Below are 17313 nucleotides of genomic sequence, written 5' to 3'. Positions count from 1 at the left end.
CCTTGACCGAGGCGCGCCTGGCGGCCGGGATTTGGGTCTCGGCCTATCTGACCCGGCTGGGGCTCGCGAATATCCCCGCCTATATCGCGCGCAAGGGCGATGCGACGGCGGGCGCGATCATGGTGAAATGCGCGACGCTCGACGGGCGCGCGCGCCTATGGTCGCGCGAATGGGATATGGACAGCGACACCCGTCCGTGGGTTTTGCAGCTCGACGCCCCCGAGCGCGAGGTCGATCAAGCCATCGCCCGGCAGGCCGGTTTCGACCCCGATCTCTGGGTGATCGAGATCGAAAGCCGGGATGGGCGCACGCTTCTGGATCAGGACGGGCTGATTTAGGCCAAATCCTTGAAAAAACGCCCGGGAATTACCAAATCTTGGGTCTCTCCCGTGACATTGCCGGGCCTTTCCCCTATAAGATGCCAGACCAAGGCAGGATGATTTCCGCATGAGCGACGACAGCATTGCACCGGCCGAATATGGCGCCGATTCCATCAAGGTTCTCAAAGGCCTGGAGGCGGTGCGCAAGCGGCCCGGCATGTATATCGGCGACACCGATGACGGCTCTGGCCTTCACCACATGGTCTATGAGGTCGTCGATAACGGCATCGACGAAGCTCTGGCCGGTCACGCCGATTTCGTGCGGGTGAAAATCCATTCCGACAGCTCGGTTTCGGTGCGCGACAACGGTCGCGGCATCCCGGTCGACATGCACCCGTCCGAGGGCGTCTCGGCAGCCGAGGTCATCATGACCCAGCTGCACGCGGGCGGGAAATTTGACCAGAACAGCTATAAGGTCTCGGGCGGTCTGCACGGGGTCGGCGTCTCGGTCGTGAACGCGCTTTCGGATTGGCTGGAGCTGCGCATCTGGCGCAACGGCAAAGAGCATTACGTTCGCTTTGAACATGGCGATACGGTCGAGCATCTGCGCGTCGTCGGCGATTCCGAGCCCGGCGAGACCGGGACCGAGGTGCGCTTTCTCGCCTCGACCAAGGAAGACGGCAAGGACGGTACCTTCTCGAACCTCGATTACGTCTTCAAGACGCTGGAAAACCGCCTGCGCGAGCTGGCCTTCCTGAACTCGGGCGTTCGCATCATTCTGGAAGACGAGCGCCCCGCCGAGCCGATCCGCACCGAGCTGCATTACGACGGCGGCGTGCGTGAATTCGTGCGCTACATCGACCGCTCGAAAACCGCGGTGATGAAAGACCCGATCTTCATCACCGGCGAGAAAAGCGGCATCGGCGTCGAAGTCGCGATGTGGTGGAACGACAGCTACCACGAGACCGTGCTGCCCTTCACCAACAACATCCCCCAGCGGGACGGCGGCACCCACCTTGCCGGCTTCCGCGGCGCGCTGACCCGCGTCATCAACAATTACGCGCAGACCTCGGGGATCGCGAAGAAGGAAAAGATCGACTTTACCGGCGATGACGCGCGCGAAGGCCTGACCTGCGTGCTGTCGGTGAAAGTGCCCGATCCGAAGTTCTCGTCGCAGACCAAGGACAAGCTGGTCTCGTCCGAGGTGCGTCCGGCGGTCGAGGGGCTGGTCAACGAAAAGCTCTCGGAATGGTTCGAAGAGAACCCGACCGAGGCCAAGCAGATCGTCGGCAAGATCATCGAAGCCGCTCTGGCCCGCGAAGCCGCCCGCAAAGCGCGCGAGCTGACGCGGCGCAAGACCGCGATGGACGTGGCCTCGCTGCCCGGGAAGCTGGCCGACTGTCAGGAAAAAGACCCGGCTCTGTCCGAGCTTTTCATCGTCGAGGGTGACTCGGCAGGTGGTTCGGCGAAACAGGGCCGCTCGCGCCAGAATCAGGCCGTGCTGCCCCTGCGCGGCAAAATCCTGAACGTCGAGCGCGCGCGCTTTGACCGGATGCTGTCGTCAGAGATGATCGGCACGCTGATCACCGCGCTTGGCACCGGCATTGGCCGCGACGAGTTCAATCTGAACAAACTGCGCTACCACAAGATCGTCATCATGACCGATGCCGACGTCGACGGCGCGCATATCCGCACGCTGCTTCTGACCTTCTTCTTCCGTCAGATGCCGCAGCTGATCGAGGCGGGCCATCTCTATATCGCCCAGCCGCCGCTCTACAAAGTCGCGCGGGGCCGGTCTGAGGTCTATCTGAAGGACGAGGCCGCGCTGGAGGATTACTTGATCCAGCAGGGCATCGAGGGCGCCTCGCTGCGGCTTGGCTCGGGCGAGGAGATCATCGGGCAGGATCTGGCCCGCGTCGTCGATGAGGCGCGTCTGGTGCGCCGCATCCTGCGCGCCTATCCGACCCATTACCCGGTCTCGATCACCGAACAGGCGGCGATCGCCGGGGCGCTGCTGCCCGGTCGCGTCGATGCCGATGCGCAGCGCGTCGCCTCGGATGTCGCGGCCCGTCTGGATCTGGTTGCCGAGGAATATGAGCGCGGCTGGAGCGGTCGTCCGACTCAGGACGCCGGGATCCGTCTGTCGCGCATCCTGCGCGGGGTCGAGGAATCGCGCCTGCTCGATGGGCAGATGCTGCGCAGCGCCGAAAGCCGTCGCCTTGGTGCGATGACAGAGACGCTGCAGGAGATCTACAGCAAGCCCGCCCATCTGATCCGCAAGGACCGCGACACGCCGATCTTTGGCCCGCTGGGGCTTTTGCAGGCGATCTTCCTTGAGGGAGAGAAGGGGCTTTCTCTTCAGCGTTATAAAGGTTTGGGTGAAATGAATCCCGAACAACTCTGGGAAACGACTCTGGATCCCGCAGCAAGAACCATGCTCCAAGTTCGTATTGAGGATTTAAGCGACGCCGACGACATATTCACCAAATTGATGGGGGATGTGGTTGAACCGCGCCGTGAGTTCATTCAACAAAATGCGCTAAGTGTCGAAAATCTCGACATTTAATTGCTCACATTTTAATGACGAATGAGTATCCTCTTTGTGACGACCGCTATGGTTTATTGTTGCGTTTTTGCCGCGGCAATCGGCTAGGTTCTTCCCTTCAGATCGGGAATCCTTGTCTGAAAATCGTGAACGGACTAATTGTCTGGCAAGAAACAAACGGAGGCACACTATGAAACGTGGCCAAGTTCTTAAGACCCTCGCCCTCTCCGCGCCGCTGGCGCTCGTTGCGGGCTTTGCTGCCAACGCAGGCGGCTACAACGCTCCGGTCGTCGAGCCGGTCGTTGCCCCGGTGATCGAAGTTGCTCCGGTCGTCGGTGACTGGCAGGGCGCCTATGCAGGTGTCACGCTCGGCTATGCCTTCCAAGGCAAAGACCGCGTCGGCCTGAACGAAGATGGCCCTGGCGGCATGCGTGACCTCGGCGAGCTGAAGCTCAAAGGCGTCAACGGCGGCGTTCGCGGCGGTTACCGCTGGCAGAACGGCAACTGGGTGTTCGGCCCGGAAGTTTCGTTCGAAGGCGGCAACATCAAGAACGATCTTGCAACCGACGATGGCTACAGCGCCAGCTCGAAAATCAAGAACGTCTTCGCTCTGCGCGCCAAAGTTGGCTACGCTGTTCAGCCCGACCTTCTGATCTACGGTTCGGCCGGTGCAGCTCGCGCCAAAGTTGACTACACCGTCGACACCCCGACGACCACGATGGACACGTCGTTCAACCGCAGCGGCTATGTTGTCGGTCTGGGCGTTGAAAAGAAACTGACCGAGCGTATGTCGCTGACCGGCGAATATGAATACGCCAACTTCGGCAAAGAGACGCTTGATACCGGTGCCGGGATCACCAAAGCGACCCCGAAATACAACAATGTTCGCGTCGGTCTGAACTTCCAGTTCTGATCCAACAAGAAACACGAGACAGGAAGGGCCGCAGCAAGCGGCCCTTTTTTCATGCCCGCCCGCTTGCGTGCCGTCGGCCTGCCCTCTGGGCGCCTTGCGGCTTGCCGGTCACTCTGCTGCCGACTGCTGGGTGCAGGCCGCGTCGCGATCCTCGCGCCACCGACGCTGATAGTCTCGCAACAGGCTGACCCGGCGCGGGCGGAAGCTGTTGCCGGTCAGGGCCAGCGTCTGAATGCGATTGACGTGAAAAATCCGGAAATCCCCCCGAAGCTGACAGCGCGCCAGCAAGATCAGTGCGGCCTCGCCATATGAGAGGCCAAGCGGCCAGATCTCCCGGGTGGTCACCCGGCCCTGCAGATCGCAATAGGCGATGCGGATCTCTTGCTCGTCCCAGCAGGCGGCGCGCAGGCTATCCATGTCGATCAGCGGCGCCGCGATCCCCAAAGGACGGCGAAAGCTGCGCGTGACCGCGTGCATCGCCTGCTGGCTTTGCCGCTCGGGCAGCGTCGCGATGATCCGGGCAAGCGCCCCTTCTCCGGCGCGAGCCAAATCGCCATCGCCGGTCTGGCTGAGAATGCCGACGGCAAGCTGCAACGCCTCGATCTCCAGGCGCGAGAAGCTTTGCGGTGGCAGAGCAGTATCTTCGGTCAGGCGATAGCCGAGCCCGGCCTCGCCGTCGATCAGCGCCCCTCCGGCGCGGAGCGTGGCAATGTCGCGGTAAAGCTGACGCGGGCTCACGCCGGTTTCCTCGGCCAGCCGCTGCGCCGTGACCGGCGCAGGCAGGCGGCGCAGGCTGTCCATCAGCCGCATGAGACGGTCGGTGCGGGCCATGCGTGCTCCTGTCACGATCTGTCAGCAGAGCCTCGTATGATGGGACCACAGAAGACGCAAGGAGACAACATGCTGACCTTTTATCACGCCCCCCAAAGCCGCTCCTCAAGCGTGCTTGTCCTGCTCAAAGAGCTGGGGATCGACACGGAGGTCGAGATCCGCAAGGTCGACGTGCCGCGGCAAGATGGCTCTGGCCGCCGCGACCCGTCCAACCCCCACCCGGAGGGCAAGGTGCCCTATCTGACAAATGGCGAGGATCACGTCCGCGAGCGTGGCGCGATCATGCTCTATCTCACCGATATGTTCCCCGCCGCCAGACTTGGCCCCCTGCCCGGCCAGCCCAAGCGCGGGCAATATCTCGGCTGGCTCGCGTGGTATCAGGGCGTTCTCGAGCCGGTCATGGTCTTCAATGTCTGCGAGATCATCCATCCCGCGTTGGCCGCGACCTTCCGCGATTACGACACCGCCGTGCAACGTCTGGATGAGGTGCTGCGCAGTCAGCCCTATCTGCTGGGTGACAGCTTCTCGGCCGCCGATCTGCTGATCGCCTCGCCCTTCATCTTCTTTGGCGAGGCAATGCCCAAGACGCCCGCCATCGCCGATTGGGTCGCGCGGATTCAGTCGCGGCCGGCGATGCTCTGGGCGCGCGATTTCGACGCCTGATCTGGGGCGGGAAGCCGCGCGAGCTGCACCATCAAGATCCCTGCCGCGATGATCAGGGCGCCAGCGACATCGGTGAAACCGAAGCGCTCGCCCAGCATCAGCGCGGCAATGGTCACCCCGAAGAAGGGCGACAGGAAGTGATAGGTGGCGGCCCGCACCGCGCCGACCCGGTGCACGAGTTGGAACCAGATCCAGGTCGCGAGAATGCCCGGCACGATCGCGGTATAGGCGAAGGTCCAAAGCAGGCGCGCGCTCCACTGGACCGGCTCGCCCCATTCAAGCGCCAGCGCCGGAACGACGAGCACCACCGCGCCGACCGCCATCTGCAGCCCGACGATCATCATCATATTCGGGCTGCCCCCGGCCCCGCGCGCGCTGAGCGTCGCCGCGGCCAAAGCCACCGCGCCGATCAGGCACAGGATCGTGCCGGGAATGTTCAGGCCATGTTGCAGGCGCACGCCCATGATGATCGCGACGCCGACCATGCCGATGACCAGCCCGGCGACCGCCATCGGTTTCAGCCGGTCGCCCATCAGCGCCCAGCCCATGACCGCGACGAGTAGCGGCATCATCGAGGCGATGATCGCCGCCGCCGAGGCCTCGACCCATTGCATCGCGACCCAGTTCAGCCCGAGGTAAAGCACGTTCTGGCAGATCCCGAAAAGGATGACCGCGCGCCACTCGGCGCGGCTCAGACGCCAGCTCTGGCCAAGTGCGAAGGCCAAAGCGATGGCGACGCCCGCCGACAAGGCAAAGCGGATCACCAGGGCCAGCAGCGGCGGCGCCGCCGTGACGATGATCCGCGTGGTGGTGAAGGCCGAGGCCCACATGAGGGCAAAAGCCACGCCCATGATAATCGCGCGGAAATCCATCGTCAGTCCCTTTCGTCTTGCCCCAGAGGTCGCCCTCTGGCGCGGAAAGGTCAAGCGGGGAAAGCTGGCGCGGGCGCAGGCGGAACGGGCCAGAGAGTGCGGCCCCAAATGCGCGGCCAGAAAAGCATCGACAGAAAAGCAAAAGGGCCGCGCGATCAGCACGGCCCCCGCAAACGCGATCTCTGACAGATCAAATCTGTCGGATCAGGCGTTAACGCTGTCTTTCAGCGCCTTCGCGATGGTGATCTTGACGACCTTGTCGGCCGGCTTCGTCATCATCTCTTGCGTCTGCGGGTTGCGAACTTGACGCTCGGGGCGAGCGCGGCAAGCGACCTTACCGATACCCGGCAGCGTGACCGCGCCACCTTCTGCGACGACGCGCGCGACCAGCGCCGAGATACCGTCCAGAGCAGCGGTTGCGGTTTTCTTGTCGCTGCCCATTTCTTCGGCCAGAGCGGCGACGAGCTGGGTCTTCGTCATCGGTTTCGTAGTGGCCTGAGCCATTCTCTGTCTCCTCGTTGATCCCTTAAGGGAAATTCCGGGCGCCACCTTGGCGGCACTCCCGTCGCTACACAAGGTTTTATTGGGAGTTTCAAGAGCATTGCGCGGAAAAGCGGTGTTTTCCCCAGCATTTCGTCACGGAATCCCCTAGAGGAAGGCGGTTTCGTTAAACGAGCGCAGCTTCCTCGAGTGAATCCGATCCAAGGGCATCTGACGCAGCTTCTCCATCGCCCGAATCCCGATCATCAGGTGATTGGCGACCTGCGTGCGGTAGAATTCGGTTGCCATGCCGGGCAGCTTCAACTCGCCATGCAAAGGCTTGTCCGAGACGCAAAGCAGCGTGCCATAGGGCACCCGGAAGCGGAAGCCATTGGCCGCGATCGTCGCGCTTTCCATATCGAGCGCCACCGCCCGCGACTGCGAAAGCCGCTGGACCGGGCCAGAGTTGTCGCGCAGCTCCCAGTTGCGGTTGTCGATGGTGGCGACAGTGCCGGTGCGCATGATGCGCTTGAGCTCATAGCCCTCGAGCTGGGTGACTTCGGCCACCGCCTCTTGCAGCGCGACCTGCACCTCGGCCAGAGGCGGGATCGGCACCCAGATCGGCAGATCGTCGTCGAGGACGTGATCCTCGCGCAGATAGGCATGAGCGAGGACGAAATCGCCAAGCTGCTGGCTGTTTCTCAGCCCCGCGCAATGGCCGACCATCAGCCAGGCATGGGGGCGCAGGACCGCGATATGGTCGGTCGCGGTTTTCGCGTTCGAGGGGCCGACGCCGATATTGACCAGCGTGATCCCGTCGTGATCGCCGCGCTTAAGGTGATAGGTCGGCATCTGCGGCATCTTCGCCAGCGGCGTCAGCACATCATCCGGCCCGCGCAGGATCTGGTTCCCGGGGCCGACGAATTCGGTATAGCCCGAATTCGGATCGGCGAGAGCCTGACGCGCGAAAGCCTCGAATTCGTCGACATAGAACTGGTAGTTCGTGAACATCACGAAATTCTGGAAATGCTCGGGCAGGGTCGCGGTGTAATGCGACATCCGCGCCAGCGAGTAATCAATCCGCTGCGCCGTGAAGGGCGCGAGCGGGCGGCTGCCGTCGGGGTTCGAGCCCGCGGTGCCGTTCACGATATCGTCATTCATCGTCGCCAGATCGGGCACGTCAAAGACATCGCGCAACGAATAATCGAGCACGCCCTCTTGCGGCACGGCCAGCCCGCTGCGCATCGCGACGGCGAAATGGACCGGCATCGGCGTGTCGCTGTATTCGACCGTCACCGGGACATTGTGGTTCTTGATGAGATGGCCAATCTGCTCGATCAGGTAATCGCGGAACAGATCGGGCCGGGTGATCGAGGTCGAGTAACTGCCCGGAATCGCAACATGTCCAAAGGCCAGACGCGAATCCGTCACCGAATGGCGCGCCGTGGTCAGGCGCAGCTCTGGGTAGAACGCCCGGTAGCGGTTCTTCGGCCGTCCGCCGTCGAGGGTCTCAAGAAAATGCGTGATCAGAAAATCGGTCGAGCGGTCATAAAGCTCGGTCAGACGATCGACCGCAGCCACCGGATCAGTGAACTGCTCGCGTGTGGTCAGCTCGGGGGTCACAACCGGCAGGACTCGGGCTTCGGCTTCCATTTCGCATTCCTTCTTCTTTCTCCGGACAGTGCCAGCAGGTCCGAGAACTGGCAAGCGCGGGTTCGCGACCCTATCTCATCGCCAAAGACAGGAAAGTGACAGATGAAATATTCGCTTCTCGATCTCGCCCCGGTGGGCGAAGGCTCCAATATCTCGCAAGCGCTTCAGAACTCGGTCCGGCTGGCGCAAGCTGCCGAAGCCGCAGGATATCACCGCTATTGGATGGCCGAGCATCACAATATGCCGGGCATCGCCTCGGCCGCGACGTCGGTGCTGCTCAACCATGTTGCCAATCACACCAAGACGATCCGCGTCGGCGCGGGCGGCGTCATGCTGCCCAACCACGCGCCTCTGGCGATTGCCGAGCAATTCGGCACGCTTTACGCGCTGCACGGGCCGCGCATCGACCTTGGCCTTGGCCGCGCGCCCGGTGGCGACGGTGCGGTGATGCAGGCGCTGCGCCGGGGCATGGGCCGCAACGACGACTTCCCCGATGACGTGGTCCAGCTGCTGAATTATTTCGGCCCGGCGAACCCGGCGGCGGCTGTTCACGCCTGGCCCGGTCAGGACAGCGAGATCGAGGTCTGGATCCTCGGCTCGTCGCTTTATGGCGCAAGCCTTGCGGCGGCGCTCGGCCTGCCCTATTCTTTCGCGAGCCATTTCGCGCCGGGCGATCTGTCCGAGGCCGTGCGCCTCTATCGCCAGCGTTTTCAGGAAACGCCCTTCGGAACCAAGCCGCATTTCATGCTGGCAGTTAATGTCATCATCGCTGACACCGATGCAGAAGCGCGTTTCCTGCGCACCTCCCAGCAGCTGCAATTCGCGCGGCTGCGCATGGGCACGCCGGGCCTCTTGCCGCGCCCGGTCGAAGACATCGCTGTCGAAATTCCGCCGCATTTCATGCGTACGGTCGAGGCAGCTTTGTCGGTCAGCGCAGTCGGCGCACCCGAGACGGTGCGTGCCCGACTGGCGGAACTGGTGGAGACCTACAAGCCCGACGAGCTCATTCTCGTCGGGAACATCCACGACCCCGCAGCCCGGGTTCGATCTTTCGAAATGGCTGCGGAGATCTTGAAAGGAAACCTATGAACGCCATCACAGGACGGATGCTGATCCTCGGCCACGGTTACACCGCTGGCTATCTGTCGCCGCTTCTGCTCGCCAAAGGCTGGCAGGTGACGGGAACGACGCGCTCGAACCGGGCGCGGATTTCGGCTCGGGGCGCGGTTCCGCTGCTCTGGCCCGGAGAGGATGACGCCGTCGCTCAGGCAATCGGACAGGCTGATGCGATTCTCGTATCGGCCGGGCCGGGCGCCGAGGGCGATCCGGTTCTGGCCGAATTCGCCGGGCGCATCGCTGCAAGCCCGGCGCGTTGGATCGGCTATCTTTCGACCACCGGGGTTTATGGTGATCGTCAGGGCGATTGGGTCGATGAAGAGACCGCCCTCGCCCCCAGCACGCAGCGGGGCGCGGAACGTGTTCGCGCCGAGGCGGAATGGCAGGCTCTGGCCGAGGCCCATAACCTGCCCCTGCATATCTTCCGTCTGGCCGGAATCTATGGCCCCGGTCGCGGGCCCTTCGCCAAGCTGACAAACGGCACCGCGCGCCGGATCGTCAAACCGGGCCAGATCTTCTCGCGCATCCATGTCGAGGATATCGCGCAGGTGCTGCTGGCCTCGATCGAGCATCCCGCAGCCGCACCGGGCCGGATCTACAATGTTTGCGACAATGACCCGGCTCCGCCCGAGGATGTCATCGCCCATGCCGCAGGGCTGATCGGCCTGCCGCCGCCCCCGCTCGAGGCCTTTGACACGGCCGAGATGACCGAGATGGCGCGCTCTTTCTATGCCGACAGCAAGCGCGTCTCGAATCGCCGGATCCTCGACGAGCTTGGGGTTCATCTGCGCTATGGCGATTACCGCGCCGGGCTGGCCGCTTTGGCCGCATCCGAGGGCAATGCCGCAGCCTAAAGCGGCAATGCCATGATCCCGCCCGCCCTGACATGCGGGCGGATCACGCGCCCCAAAACACAAGCGGCCTGCCCGGAACATCCCGGGCAGGCCGCTTTTTCAACAGGTTACTCGTTTCGACCCAATCACCGCTGACCACAACAAACCAGCTTACTCGTTAACCACCCACGGCACCCGGCCCGTACAACCGCCGTTACTCATTCATATCGCGCACGATCTAATCGGAAGCGATATTCCCATGACAAAGAGATGTCAAGCCTTGCGATTAAATCGCGTGCGATTTAATATCCTGCTCATGAGCGATAACGATTACATCTCTGCCGACGATCCGCCGGTGTTTGGGCTAGAGCATCAGCTCTGCTTTGCGACCTATGCTGCGGCGCTGTCTTTCAACCGGGCCTACCGCGCGCCTTTGGACGCGCTTGGCCTGACCTATCCGCAATGTCTGGTGCTGATGGTGCTGTGGGACCGGGACAATGTGACCATTGGCGAGATTGGCGAGCAACTTGCGCTGGAAACCAATACGCTGACGCCGATGCTGAAACGTCTCGAAAAGATGGAGATGGTCGAGCGCCGCCGCGATCCTCAGGATGAGCGGCGGGTGCTGGTGTCCCTGACCGAATCGGGCCGCGCGGTGCAGCCGCAGGTCGGTCAGGTCATGCAATGTCTGGGCGCCGCGACCCAGATGACGCGCGGTCAGGTCGGCGAGCTCGTGCAAGAACTCAAAAGCCTGCGCAAGAATCTCGACCTCGCCGTCAGCAACGGGTCGGTCGAGACCTAAACCTCAGCGCGGCACCACCGAGCAGCAGCCCGACAGCATCTGCGCGCTTTTCGCACTGCCGTCGAGAATCAGCGTCGCGCTGAGACCGAAGCTGCGATCCGACATGCCATCCGAGCAGATTTCGGGCTGGATCACCGCCGTGACCCGGCCCTCGCTGTTGCCCGCGATCAGTCCGCGCGTCGCATCTCCGTCAATGCCGCGCGCCATGACCTTGCGCAGCTCAAGCCGCTGGACTGGGCTGTCCGGGCTCGAAAACTCCATGCCCGCGGGCGTGCGGCGCAGGCTCCAGAACGGCTCGGTGCCCGAGCAGATCAGGCTGGCGGGCACGCCATCGGCGGGCCAGAGATCCTTGCGCAGCCGCAAAAACCGCCCCGAGGCCCAGCCGGTGCTTTCCGAAATGCTGACCTTGGCCCATTTGCCGGTCGGATCGAAGCCGAGCACCTCGACGCCCTTGGCATTCGGGGCAAGCGTGGTCACGATCTCGGATTTGGCATCGGGCTTGGCGCGCACATTCAGCACGTCATTGGCCGCAACATCGGCGACGTCGGCCAGACCGGGCAGAACCGCGGCGGGCGCGGCAAAGGCCGGGACCGCCGCAAAAAGCGCAAGCGCAAGGCTCAGGGAACGCAGCATCGGATTTCCTTTCATGCGGCTACACCAAAGAGACGGCTGACCAGCGCGGTGATGGCCATGGCCGCCACGCCCCAGACAAGCACCCGGATCACCGCCCGGCGCAGCGGCGCGCCTCCGGCCTTCGCGCCGATCACGCCAAGCGCCGCAAGCGCGATCAGCGTCATCACCAGCACCGCCGGAATGATCTGCCCCTCGGGCGCCAGAGCCGCGCCCAAAAGCGGCACCAGCCCGGCCACGGTGAAGGTCACGCCCGAGGCCGCAGCGGCCAGCGTCGGATTGGCGGAATGCACCTCGCTGAGGCCCAGCTCGTCGCGCAGATGGGCGCCAAGTGCATCATGTTCGGTCAGCTCGACCGCGACCAAACGTGCGGTATCCGGGGCAAGGCCCCGCGCCTCATAGATGCGGATGAGCTCTTCGAGCTCAATCTCGGGATCGGCGTGAAGGGCGCGGCTTTCGCGCCGGATGTCGGCATGTTCGATATCGGCCTGCGACGAGACCGAAACATATTCACCCGCCGCCATCGACATCGCCCCGGCGACCAATCCGGCCACCCCGGCGACCAGAACCGGCTCGGGCGTGGCGGTCACCGCGGCGACGCCGATCAGCAGCGAACCAATCGAGACAATCCCGTCATTCGCCCCCAACACCGCCGCCCGCAACCATCCCGCGCGGCTGATGTAATGGGGGTCGTCGGGATGGGCATCGGGATGCGTGTTGAGCGTCATTGCTAGACGATATCAAAGAAATTCGCGTCAACCGAGCGCAGAACATAGGTCTGGTCGACTTTCACGCCGACCCCATGATCGATCATCAGCCGCGCCAAACGCGGCCCGTCGATCAGGACGACCCTTTGCTGGACGCGGCGCACGTAATCCTGCGCCTCTTTCGAGAAACTCGAAGTCGTCACGAAGACGCCCTTGGTCGCGCTTTCGCCCGTCATCGAACCGATGAAGGCCTGAAGTGCGGGACGGCCAACGGTGTTTTCAGGAGCATAGCGCTTGGCCTGAATATAAACCGCATCGAGCCCGAGCTTATCCTCGTTCACGACACCGTCGATCCCGCCATCGCCGGATTTGCCAATCGCCTGCCCCATCTCGGCACGCCCGTCACCATATCCCATGGCCAAGAGCAACTCGACGATCAACTGCTCGAAACGCGCGGGCGTCAGTGACAGGACTGCCGTCAGAAGATCCTCGGTCAGCGCCTCGTCCAACTGCCGAAAAGACGCTTCGATCCGTTCCTCTGGGGTCTCGACCTCAACCGGAGGCACCCCATGCGATGCGCTGGCAGGCGCTTTCTCTGCATCCTGTGAGCGCCATGCTTGATAGAGCGGGTAGCCTTCGAGCACGGTCTTGTCGATTTTCTCTGGCTTCTGCACCAGAAGCTGCTGGCCAAGCGGCGTGATCTTATATTGCCCGCGCGCGATCGGCTCGACCAGCCCGGCGTGCTTCATATAATTGCGCGCCCAATGGATGCGATTGCTGATCGTCGTCTGCTTGCCACTGGGTAACAGCTCGTCCATCTGCTCCGCCGTCAGGTGAAAGCGCTTCTGGATCTCGGGTAGGCAGTCAGCGACGGTTTTCCGATGCTCGGCAATGAGTTCGAGCACCGGAAGCATCAGCTCCTCGAAGCGGGGAAGCTCCTGCGCGCTCACGCCCGTCGCTCTCCGATCTGCGCGACTCCCATGACCTCAAGCACTTTGCGCTCGATATCGGCGGCGTTCATCCCGGCATCGCGATACATCGCCTTGGCATCGGCATGGTCGATGAAAGTGTCGGGCAGGACCATCTGGCGGAATTTGAGCCCGCCGTCGAGCGCGCCTTCTTCCAGCAAAAGCTGTGCGACATGGCTGCCGAAACCGCCGAGCGCGCCCTCTTCGATGGTGATCAGCGCTTCATGCTCACGCGCGAGCCGCAGGATCAGCTCGCGGTCCAGAGGCTTGGCGAAACGCGCATCCGCAATCGTCGGCTCGATCCCGCGCGCGGCCAGGGCCTCGCGCGCGACCAGCACTTCCGAGAGCCGCGTGCCGAAGGACAGGATCGCGACGCGACGCCCCTCAGAGATCATGCGGCCCTTGCCGATCTCCAGCGGAATGCCGCGCTCGGGCATTTCGACGCCGGTGCCTTCACCGCGCGGGTAGCGGAAGGCGATCGGACCCTCATCATGCGCGGCGGCGGTGGCGACCATATGGACGAGATCCGCCTCATCGGCGGCGGCCATGACCACCATGCCGGGCAGATTGCTCAGGAAGGCAATGTCATAGGCGCCCGCATGGGTCGCACCATCCGCGCCGACCAGACCAGCGCGGTCGATGGCGAAACGCACCGGCAAGCGCTGGATCGCGACATCATGGACGATCTGGTCGTAACCGCGTTGCAGGAAGGTCGAATAAAGCGCGCAGAAGGGTTTCATCCCCCCCGCCGCAAGCCCGGCGGCAAAGGTCACGGCATGTTGCTCGGCAATGCCCACGTCAAAGCAGCGGCGCGGGAAACGCTCGGCGAAGAGGTTGAGCCCGGTGCCATCCGGCATGGCGGCGGTCACGGCGGCAATCTTGTCGTCGCGGCTGGCCTGATCGACCAGAGCGCGGGCAAAGACCGAGGTATAGCTCGGCGCATTCGACTTGGCCTTGGCCTGCGCGCCGGTCAGCACATTGAAGCGCGCGGTGGCATGGCCCTTGTCGGCGGCGGCTTCGGCGGGGGCATAGCCCTTGCCCTTTTTCGTCACGACATGGATCAGCACCGGCCCCGAGGCGCGCGTCTTGAGCGTGCGCAAGAGCGGCAGGAGCTGGTCGAGATCATGGCCATCGACCGGCCCGATATAGGAAAAGCCCAGAGCCTCGAACAAGGTCCCGCCGACCGCCATGCCCTTGAGCATTTCCTTCGCGCGGCGCGCCCCTTCCTGCAGCGGCGAGGGCAGGAAGCTGACCGCGCCCTTGGCCACCGATTTCAGATCCTGAAACGGCCCTTCGGCATAAAGCTTGGTCAAATGGCGCGAGAGCGCGCCGACCGGGGGCGCAATCGACATCTCGTTGTCATTGAGGACAACGAACAGCCTTTTGCCCAGATCGCCCGCATGGTTGAGCGCCTCGAAGGCCATGCCCGCCGACATGGCGCCGTCGCCGATCACGGCAATCGCATCGCCCGCATCGCCGCCAAGCTCGCGCGCCATGGCAAAGCCAAGCCCGGCGCTGATCGAGGTCGAGCTATGCCCGGCCCCGAACGGGTCAAACGGGCTTTCCGAGCGTTTGGTGAAACCCGACAGCCCGCCCTCCATCCGCAGGGTGCGGATGCGGTCGCGGCGGCCGGTCAGGATCTTGTGGGGATAACATTGATGGCCCACGTCCCAGATGATCTTGTCGCGCGGCGTGTCAAAGACGGCATGAAGCGCCACGGTCAGCTCGACCACGCCCAAGCCCGCGCCCAGATGACCGCCGGTGACGGAAACCGCGCTGATCGTCTCGGCGCGCAACTCATCGGCCAGCTGATGCAGCTCGCCATCCGAGAGGCTCTTGAGGTCAGAGGGCAGATTCACCCTATCGAGCAGCGGCGTCTTGGGCCGGTCCTGCTGGCTGTCGTCGGTCATTGGCTTCCCCATTCGGGTGGCATGTCAGGCGTGTCGCTCGATAACGAAACGCGCAAGCTCCCGCAAGTTTCCCGCCCGTTCTGCATAGGGCACAAGTGCGGCATTGCCGCGCGCAATCAGATCCCGCTCCATCTCCCGGGCGCCTTCCAGGCCAAGCAGCGACACGAAGGTGGCCTTGCCCGCCGCATCATCCTTGCCGACGCGCTTGCCGGTCGCGGCCTCGTCGCCGGTCACGTCAAGGATGTCATCGGCAATCTGAAACGCAAGGCCCAGATTGCGCGCATATTGCGCCAAAGGCGCAGGATCGGCCCCGGCCAGAAGCGCACCCGCCATCGCCGAAAAAGCGATCAGCGCGCCGGTCTTGCCGTCTTGCAGCCGGGTGATTTCCTCGAGCGTCAGCGGCTGGTCCGCGCTTTCGGCGGCGATGTCGAGCATCTGGCCATAGACCATGCCGCGCGCGCCGACCGCATCGGCAAAGGCCTGCACCAAAGCGACGCGCACCGCAGCCGAGCCGACCGCGTCAGAGGCCAAAAGCCCGAAGGCCATGCTTTGCAGCGCATCGCCCGCGAGAATCGCGGTCGCCTCGTTGAAGCGGATATGGGTCGTGGGCTGGCCGCGCCGCAGATCGTCGTCATCCATCGCGGGCAGATCGTCATGGACAAGGCTATAGGCATGAAGCGCCTCGACGGCGGCGGCGACCGGCAAGGCGGCACTATCGGGGACATTGTGAAGCCGCGCCGATTCCATCACCAGAAAGGCGCGGATGCGCTTGCCGCCCGTGCAGGCGTAACCCATCGCCTCGCGCAATTCCCCCGCCGGGAAAGCCAGAATCGCCTGCTCGAGCGCAAGCGCGACCTCGGCCTTCACCGCGTCCAGACGAGCTTGCATTTACAGGCCCTCGACCGGGACCGTGCCATTGGGCTGACCATTCGCGGCCAAAGTGATCTTCTCGACCCGCTCTTCGGCCTCGCGCAGACGCTTTTCGCAATGCGCGCGCAAAAGCGCGCCGCGCTCGTAAAGCTTGATCGAATCTTCCAGCGTCGCATCGCCGTGTTCCAGCTTGCCGACCGTCGCCTCAAGCTCTTTCATCGCCTCTTCAAAGGACATGGTTTCGATCTCGGTCATCAGGCCACCTCTGTCAGAACATCGACATGGGCGCGCACCGAGCGGCCCAAAGCGCCAAGATCATAACCGCCTTCGAGCGCGGATACCACCGGAGCCGAATGCGCCGTTGCCGCATCGCAGATCATCCGGGTGATCGCGGTGAAGTCGCTTTCGTCCCAATTCAGGCTGGCCAACGGGTCGTCGCGATGGGCGTCAAAACCTGCCGAGATCAGCACAAGCTGCGGACGGAACCGCTCGACCTGCCCCGCAATCGCGCGCCATGCCGCGCGCGCTTCGGCCCCGCCGGTATCGGGGGCCAGCGGCAGGTTCATTATCTGGCCGAACTCGCCGCGCTCGCTGGCCTTTCCCGTCCCCGGAAACAGCGGCATCTGATGGGTCGAGGCGAAGAAGGCGCGCTTTTCGTCCCAGAGCAGATCCTGCGTGCCATTGCCGTGATGGACATCGAAATCGAGCACCGCCACCCGGTCGAGCCCGTGATGATCGAGCGCCCGCTTGGCCGCAATCGCGACCGAGCCGAAGATGCAAAAGCCCATCGGCGTCTCGCGTTCGGCGTGGTGCCCCGGCGGGCGCATGGCGACAAAGGCATTGGGCGCGCGTCCGGCCAGCACGTCATCGACCGCCTGACAGACACCGCCCACCGCATGACGCGCGGCCTGAAACCCGCCTTGCGAGATATAGGTATCGCCATCGAGCATCCGTATGCCCTCATCGGGCAGGCTATCACGGATGCGGTCGAGATAGGCTTGCGGATGGCAGCGCAGCAGATCGGCATCGCCTGCGCGCGGGGCTTCGCGGCGTTCCAGCACGGCGCTTTCCAGCGCATCGCGCACCGCATCCATCCGCGCGACCTGCTCGGGATGACCTTCGGGCGTCAGATGCGCCCAGGCCGAGGGGTGAGTGTAAAGCAGCGTCATGCGGTCCTCGGCTTCGTCTTGCGTGGCGTCA

General features: G+C 63.7%; 18 protein-coding genes. 7 read left to right on the top strand and 11 right to left on the bottom strand.

Features of this window, described 5'->3' with window-relative positions:
- The first annotated feature begins 2 nt into the window (after positions 1 to 2).
- From JCM7686_RS00970 to JCM7686_RS00960, 3 genes are all read left to right on the top strand, one after another.
- Entirely contained in the window at positions 3 to 338 is a 336-nt protein-coding gene (locus tag JCM7686_RS00970; RefSeq protein WP_020948994.1) for a DUF1491 family protein, read from the top strand.
- A 109-nt stretch (positions 339 to 447) separates the two neighbouring features.
- Positions 448 to 2886 (top strand): DNA topoisomerase (ATP-hydrolyzing) subunit B, encoded by a 2439-nt coding sequence (gyrB, locus tag JCM7686_RS00965; RefSeq protein ID WP_020948993.1) that lies wholly within the window; start codon positions 448 to 450, stop codon positions 2884 to 2886.
- A gap of 169 nt (positions 2887 to 3055) precedes the next feature.
- A complete protein-coding gene (locus JCM7686_RS00960) occupies positions 3056 to 3778 on the top strand; it encodes an outer membrane protein (RefSeq protein WP_020948992.1) in 723 nt (240 codons plus the stop codon).
- Positions 3779 to 3886: 108 nt separating this feature from the next.
- On the opposite strand, the gene JCM7686_RS00955 is transcribed toward JCM7686_RS00960, so the two are convergent.
- Positions 3887 to 4609, bottom strand: coding sequence for a helix-turn-helix transcriptional regulator (locus tag JCM7686_RS00955; protein WP_020948991.1), 723 nt, complete (start codon positions 4607 to 4609; stop codon positions 3887 to 3889).
- Positions 4610 to 4678: 69 nt separating this feature from the next.
- On the opposite strand from JCM7686_RS00955, the gene JCM7686_RS00950 reads away from it, so the two are divergent.
- Positions 4679 to 5272 carry a glutathione S-transferase family protein gene (locus tag JCM7686_RS00950; RefSeq protein ID WP_020948990.1) on the top strand — a complete coding sequence of 198 codons (594 nt, stop codon included), beginning with the start codon at positions 4679 to 4681 and terminating at the stop codon, positions 5270 to 5272.
- Here JCM7686_RS00950 and JCM7686_RS00945 read toward each other — a convergent pair.
- From JCM7686_RS00945 to JCM7686_RS00935, 3 genes are all read right to left on the bottom strand, one after another.
- Entirely contained in the window at positions 5227 to 6144 is a 918-nt protein-coding gene (locus JCM7686_RS00945; protein ID WP_020948989.1) for a DMT family transporter, read from the bottom strand. The two genes, JCM7686_RS00950 and JCM7686_RS00945, sit on opposite strands and share 46 nt — an antisense overlap.
- A gap of 204 nt (positions 6145 to 6348) precedes the next feature.
- The gene (locus JCM7686_RS00940) at positions 6349 to 6648 is read right to left on the bottom strand and encodes an HU family DNA-binding protein (protein WP_020948988.1); all 300 of its coding nucleotides are present in this window, start codon (positions 6646 to 6648) and stop codon (positions 6349 to 6351) included.
- A 144-nt stretch (positions 6649 to 6792) separates the two neighbouring features.
- Positions 6793 to 8277 carry an AMP nucleosidase gene (locus JCM7686_RS00935; protein WP_020948987.1) on the bottom strand — a complete coding sequence of 495 codons (1485 nt, stop codon included), beginning with the start codon at positions 8275 to 8277 and terminating at the stop codon, positions 6793 to 6795.
- A 102-nt stretch (positions 8278 to 8379) separates the two neighbouring features.
- Between JCM7686_RS00935 and JCM7686_RS00930 the strand changes: the two genes are divergently transcribed.
- From JCM7686_RS00930 to JCM7686_RS00920, 3 genes are all read left to right on the top strand, one after another.
- Entirely contained in the window at positions 8380 to 9366 is a 987-nt protein-coding gene (locus JCM7686_RS00930; protein ID WP_020948986.1) for an LLM class flavin-dependent oxidoreductase, read from the top strand.
- A complete protein-coding gene (locus tag JCM7686_RS00925) occupies positions 9363 to 10247 on the top strand; it encodes an SDR family oxidoreductase (protein ID WP_020948985.1) in 885 nt (294 codons plus the stop codon). The genes JCM7686_RS00930 and JCM7686_RS00925 overlap by 4 nt, the downstream gene beginning before the upstream one ends.
- 295 nt (positions 10248 to 10542) lie before the next feature.
- Positions 10543 to 11028 (top strand): MarR family winged helix-turn-helix transcriptional regulator, encoded by a 486-nt coding sequence (locus JCM7686_RS00920; RefSeq protein WP_041527031.1) that lies wholly within the window; start codon positions 10543 to 10545, stop codon positions 11026 to 11028.
- A 3-nt stretch (positions 11029 to 11031) separates the two neighbouring features.
- Here the strand turns inward: JCM7686_RS00920 and JCM7686_RS00915 are convergent, their stop codons facing one another.
- Genes JCM7686_RS00915 through JCM7686_RS00885 form a run of 7 tightly spaced genes read right to left on the bottom strand, consistent with a single transcriptional unit; the run spans position 11032 to position 17282 of the window.
- Positions 11032 to 11661 (bottom strand): COG3650 family protein, encoded by a 630-nt coding sequence (locus tag JCM7686_RS00915; RefSeq protein ID WP_020948983.1) that lies wholly within the window; start codon positions 11659 to 11661, stop codon positions 11032 to 11034.
- A gap of 11 nt (positions 11662 to 11672) precedes the next feature.
- Entirely contained in the window at positions 11673 to 12386 is a 714-nt protein-coding gene (locus JCM7686_RS00910) for a VIT1/CCC1 transporter family protein (protein WP_020948982.1), read from the bottom strand.
- A gap of 2 nt (positions 12387 to 12388) precedes the next feature.
- The gene (locus tag JCM7686_RS00905; protein ID WP_020948981.1) at positions 12389 to 13315 is read right to left on the bottom strand and encodes a restriction endonuclease; all 927 of its coding nucleotides are present in this window, start codon (positions 13313 to 13315) and stop codon (positions 12389 to 12391) included.
- Positions 13312 to 15243, bottom strand: a complete 1932-nt coding sequence (gene dxs / locus JCM7686_RS00900) for a 1-deoxy-D-xylulose-5-phosphate synthase (protein ID WP_020948980.1) — start codon at positions 15241 to 15243, stop codon at positions 13312 to 13314. Before dxs ends, JCM7686_RS00905 begins: the two co-directional genes overlap by 4 nt.
- A 24-nt stretch (positions 15244 to 15267) precedes the next feature.
- Positions 15268 to 16131, bottom strand: coding sequence for a polyprenyl synthetase family protein (locus tag JCM7686_RS00895; RefSeq protein ID WP_020948979.1), 864 nt, complete (start codon positions 16129 to 16131; stop codon positions 15268 to 15270).
- A complete protein-coding gene (locus tag JCM7686_RS00890) occupies positions 16132 to 16368 on the bottom strand; it encodes an exodeoxyribonuclease VII small subunit (protein ID WP_020948978.1) in 237 nt (78 codons plus the stop codon). It lies immediately after the preceding gene.
- The gene (locus JCM7686_RS00885; RefSeq protein WP_041527471.1) at positions 16368 to 17282 is read right to left on the bottom strand and encodes a histone deacetylase family protein; all 915 of its coding nucleotides are present in this window, start codon (positions 17280 to 17282) and stop codon (positions 16368 to 16370) included. Before JCM7686_RS00885 ends, JCM7686_RS00890 begins: the two co-directional genes overlap by 1 nt.
- Positions 17283 to 17313: the final 31 nt, after the last annotated feature.

The organism is Paracoccus aminophilus JCM 7686 (assembly GCF_000444995.1).
GTDB lineage: Bacteria > Pseudomonadota > Alphaproteobacteria > Rhodobacterales > Rhodobacteraceae > Paracoccus > Paracoccus aminophilus.
Note: the sequence above shows the minus strand (reverse complement) of the source record. Positions and strands in the feature narration are given on the sequence as shown.

Bases quoted from the DNA above. Each gene is read 5' to 3' on its own strand.
- JCM7686_RS00955 (WP_020948991.1), bottom strand. From the start codon at position 4,609: ATGGCCCGCACCGACCGTCTCATGCGGCTGATGGACAGCCTGCGCCGC.
- JCM7686_RS00890 (WP_020948978.1), bottom strand. From the start codon at position 16,368: ATGACCGAGATCGAAACCATGTCCTTTGAAGAGGCGATGAAAGAGCTT.
- JCM7686_RS00950 (WP_020948990.1), top strand. From the start codon at position 4,679: ATGCTGACCTTTTATCACGCCCCCCAAAGCCGCTCCTCAAGCGTGCTT.
- JCM7686_RS00940 (WP_020948988.1), bottom strand. From the start codon at position 6,648: ATGGCTCAGGCCACTACGAAACCGATGACGAAGACCCAGCTCGTCGCC.
- dxs (WP_020948980.1), bottom strand. From the start codon at position 15,243: ATGACCGACGACAGCCAGCAGGACCGGCCCAAGACGCCGCTGCTCGAT.
- JCM7686_RS00920 (WP_041527031.1), top strand. From the start codon at position 10,543: ATGAGCGATAACGATTACATCTCTGCCGACGATCCGCCGGTGTTTGGG.
- JCM7686_RS00945 (WP_020948989.1), bottom strand. From the start codon at position 6,144: ATGGATTTCCGCGCGATTATCATGGGCGTGGCTTTTGCCCTCATGTGG.
- JCM7686_RS00960 (WP_020948992.1), top strand. From the start codon at position 3,056: ATGAAACGTGGCCAAGTTCTTAAGACCCTCGCCCTCTCCGCGCCGCTG.
- gyrB (WP_020948993.1), top strand. From the start codon at position 448: ATGAGCGACGACAGCATTGCACCGGCCGAATATGGCGCCGATTCCATC.
- JCM7686_RS00915 (WP_020948983.1), bottom strand. From the start codon at position 11,661: ATGCTGCGTTCCCTGAGCCTTGCGCTTGCGCTTTTTGCGGCGGTCCCG.
- JCM7686_RS00895 (WP_020948979.1), bottom strand. From the start codon at position 16,131: ATGCAAGCTCGTCTGGACGCGGTGAAGGCCGAGGTCGCGCTTGCGCTC.
- JCM7686_RS00930 (WP_020948986.1), top strand. From the start codon at position 8,380: ATGAAATATTCGCTTCTCGATCTCGCCCCGGTGGGCGAAGGCTCCAAT.
- JCM7686_RS00925 (WP_020948985.1), top strand. From the start codon at position 9,363: ATGAACGCCATCACAGGACGGATGCTGATCCTCGGCCACGGTTACACC.
- JCM7686_RS00935 (WP_020948987.1), bottom strand. From the start codon at position 8,277: ATGGAAGCCGAAGCCCGAGTCCTGCCGGTTGTGACCCCCGAGCTGACC.
- JCM7686_RS00910 (WP_020948982.1), bottom strand. From the start codon at position 12,386: ATGACGCTCAACACGCATCCCGATGCCCATCCCGACGACCCCCATTAC.
- JCM7686_RS00885 (WP_041527471.1), bottom strand. From the start codon at position 17,282: ATGACGCTGCTTTACACTCACCCCTCGGCCTGGGCGCATCTGACGCCC.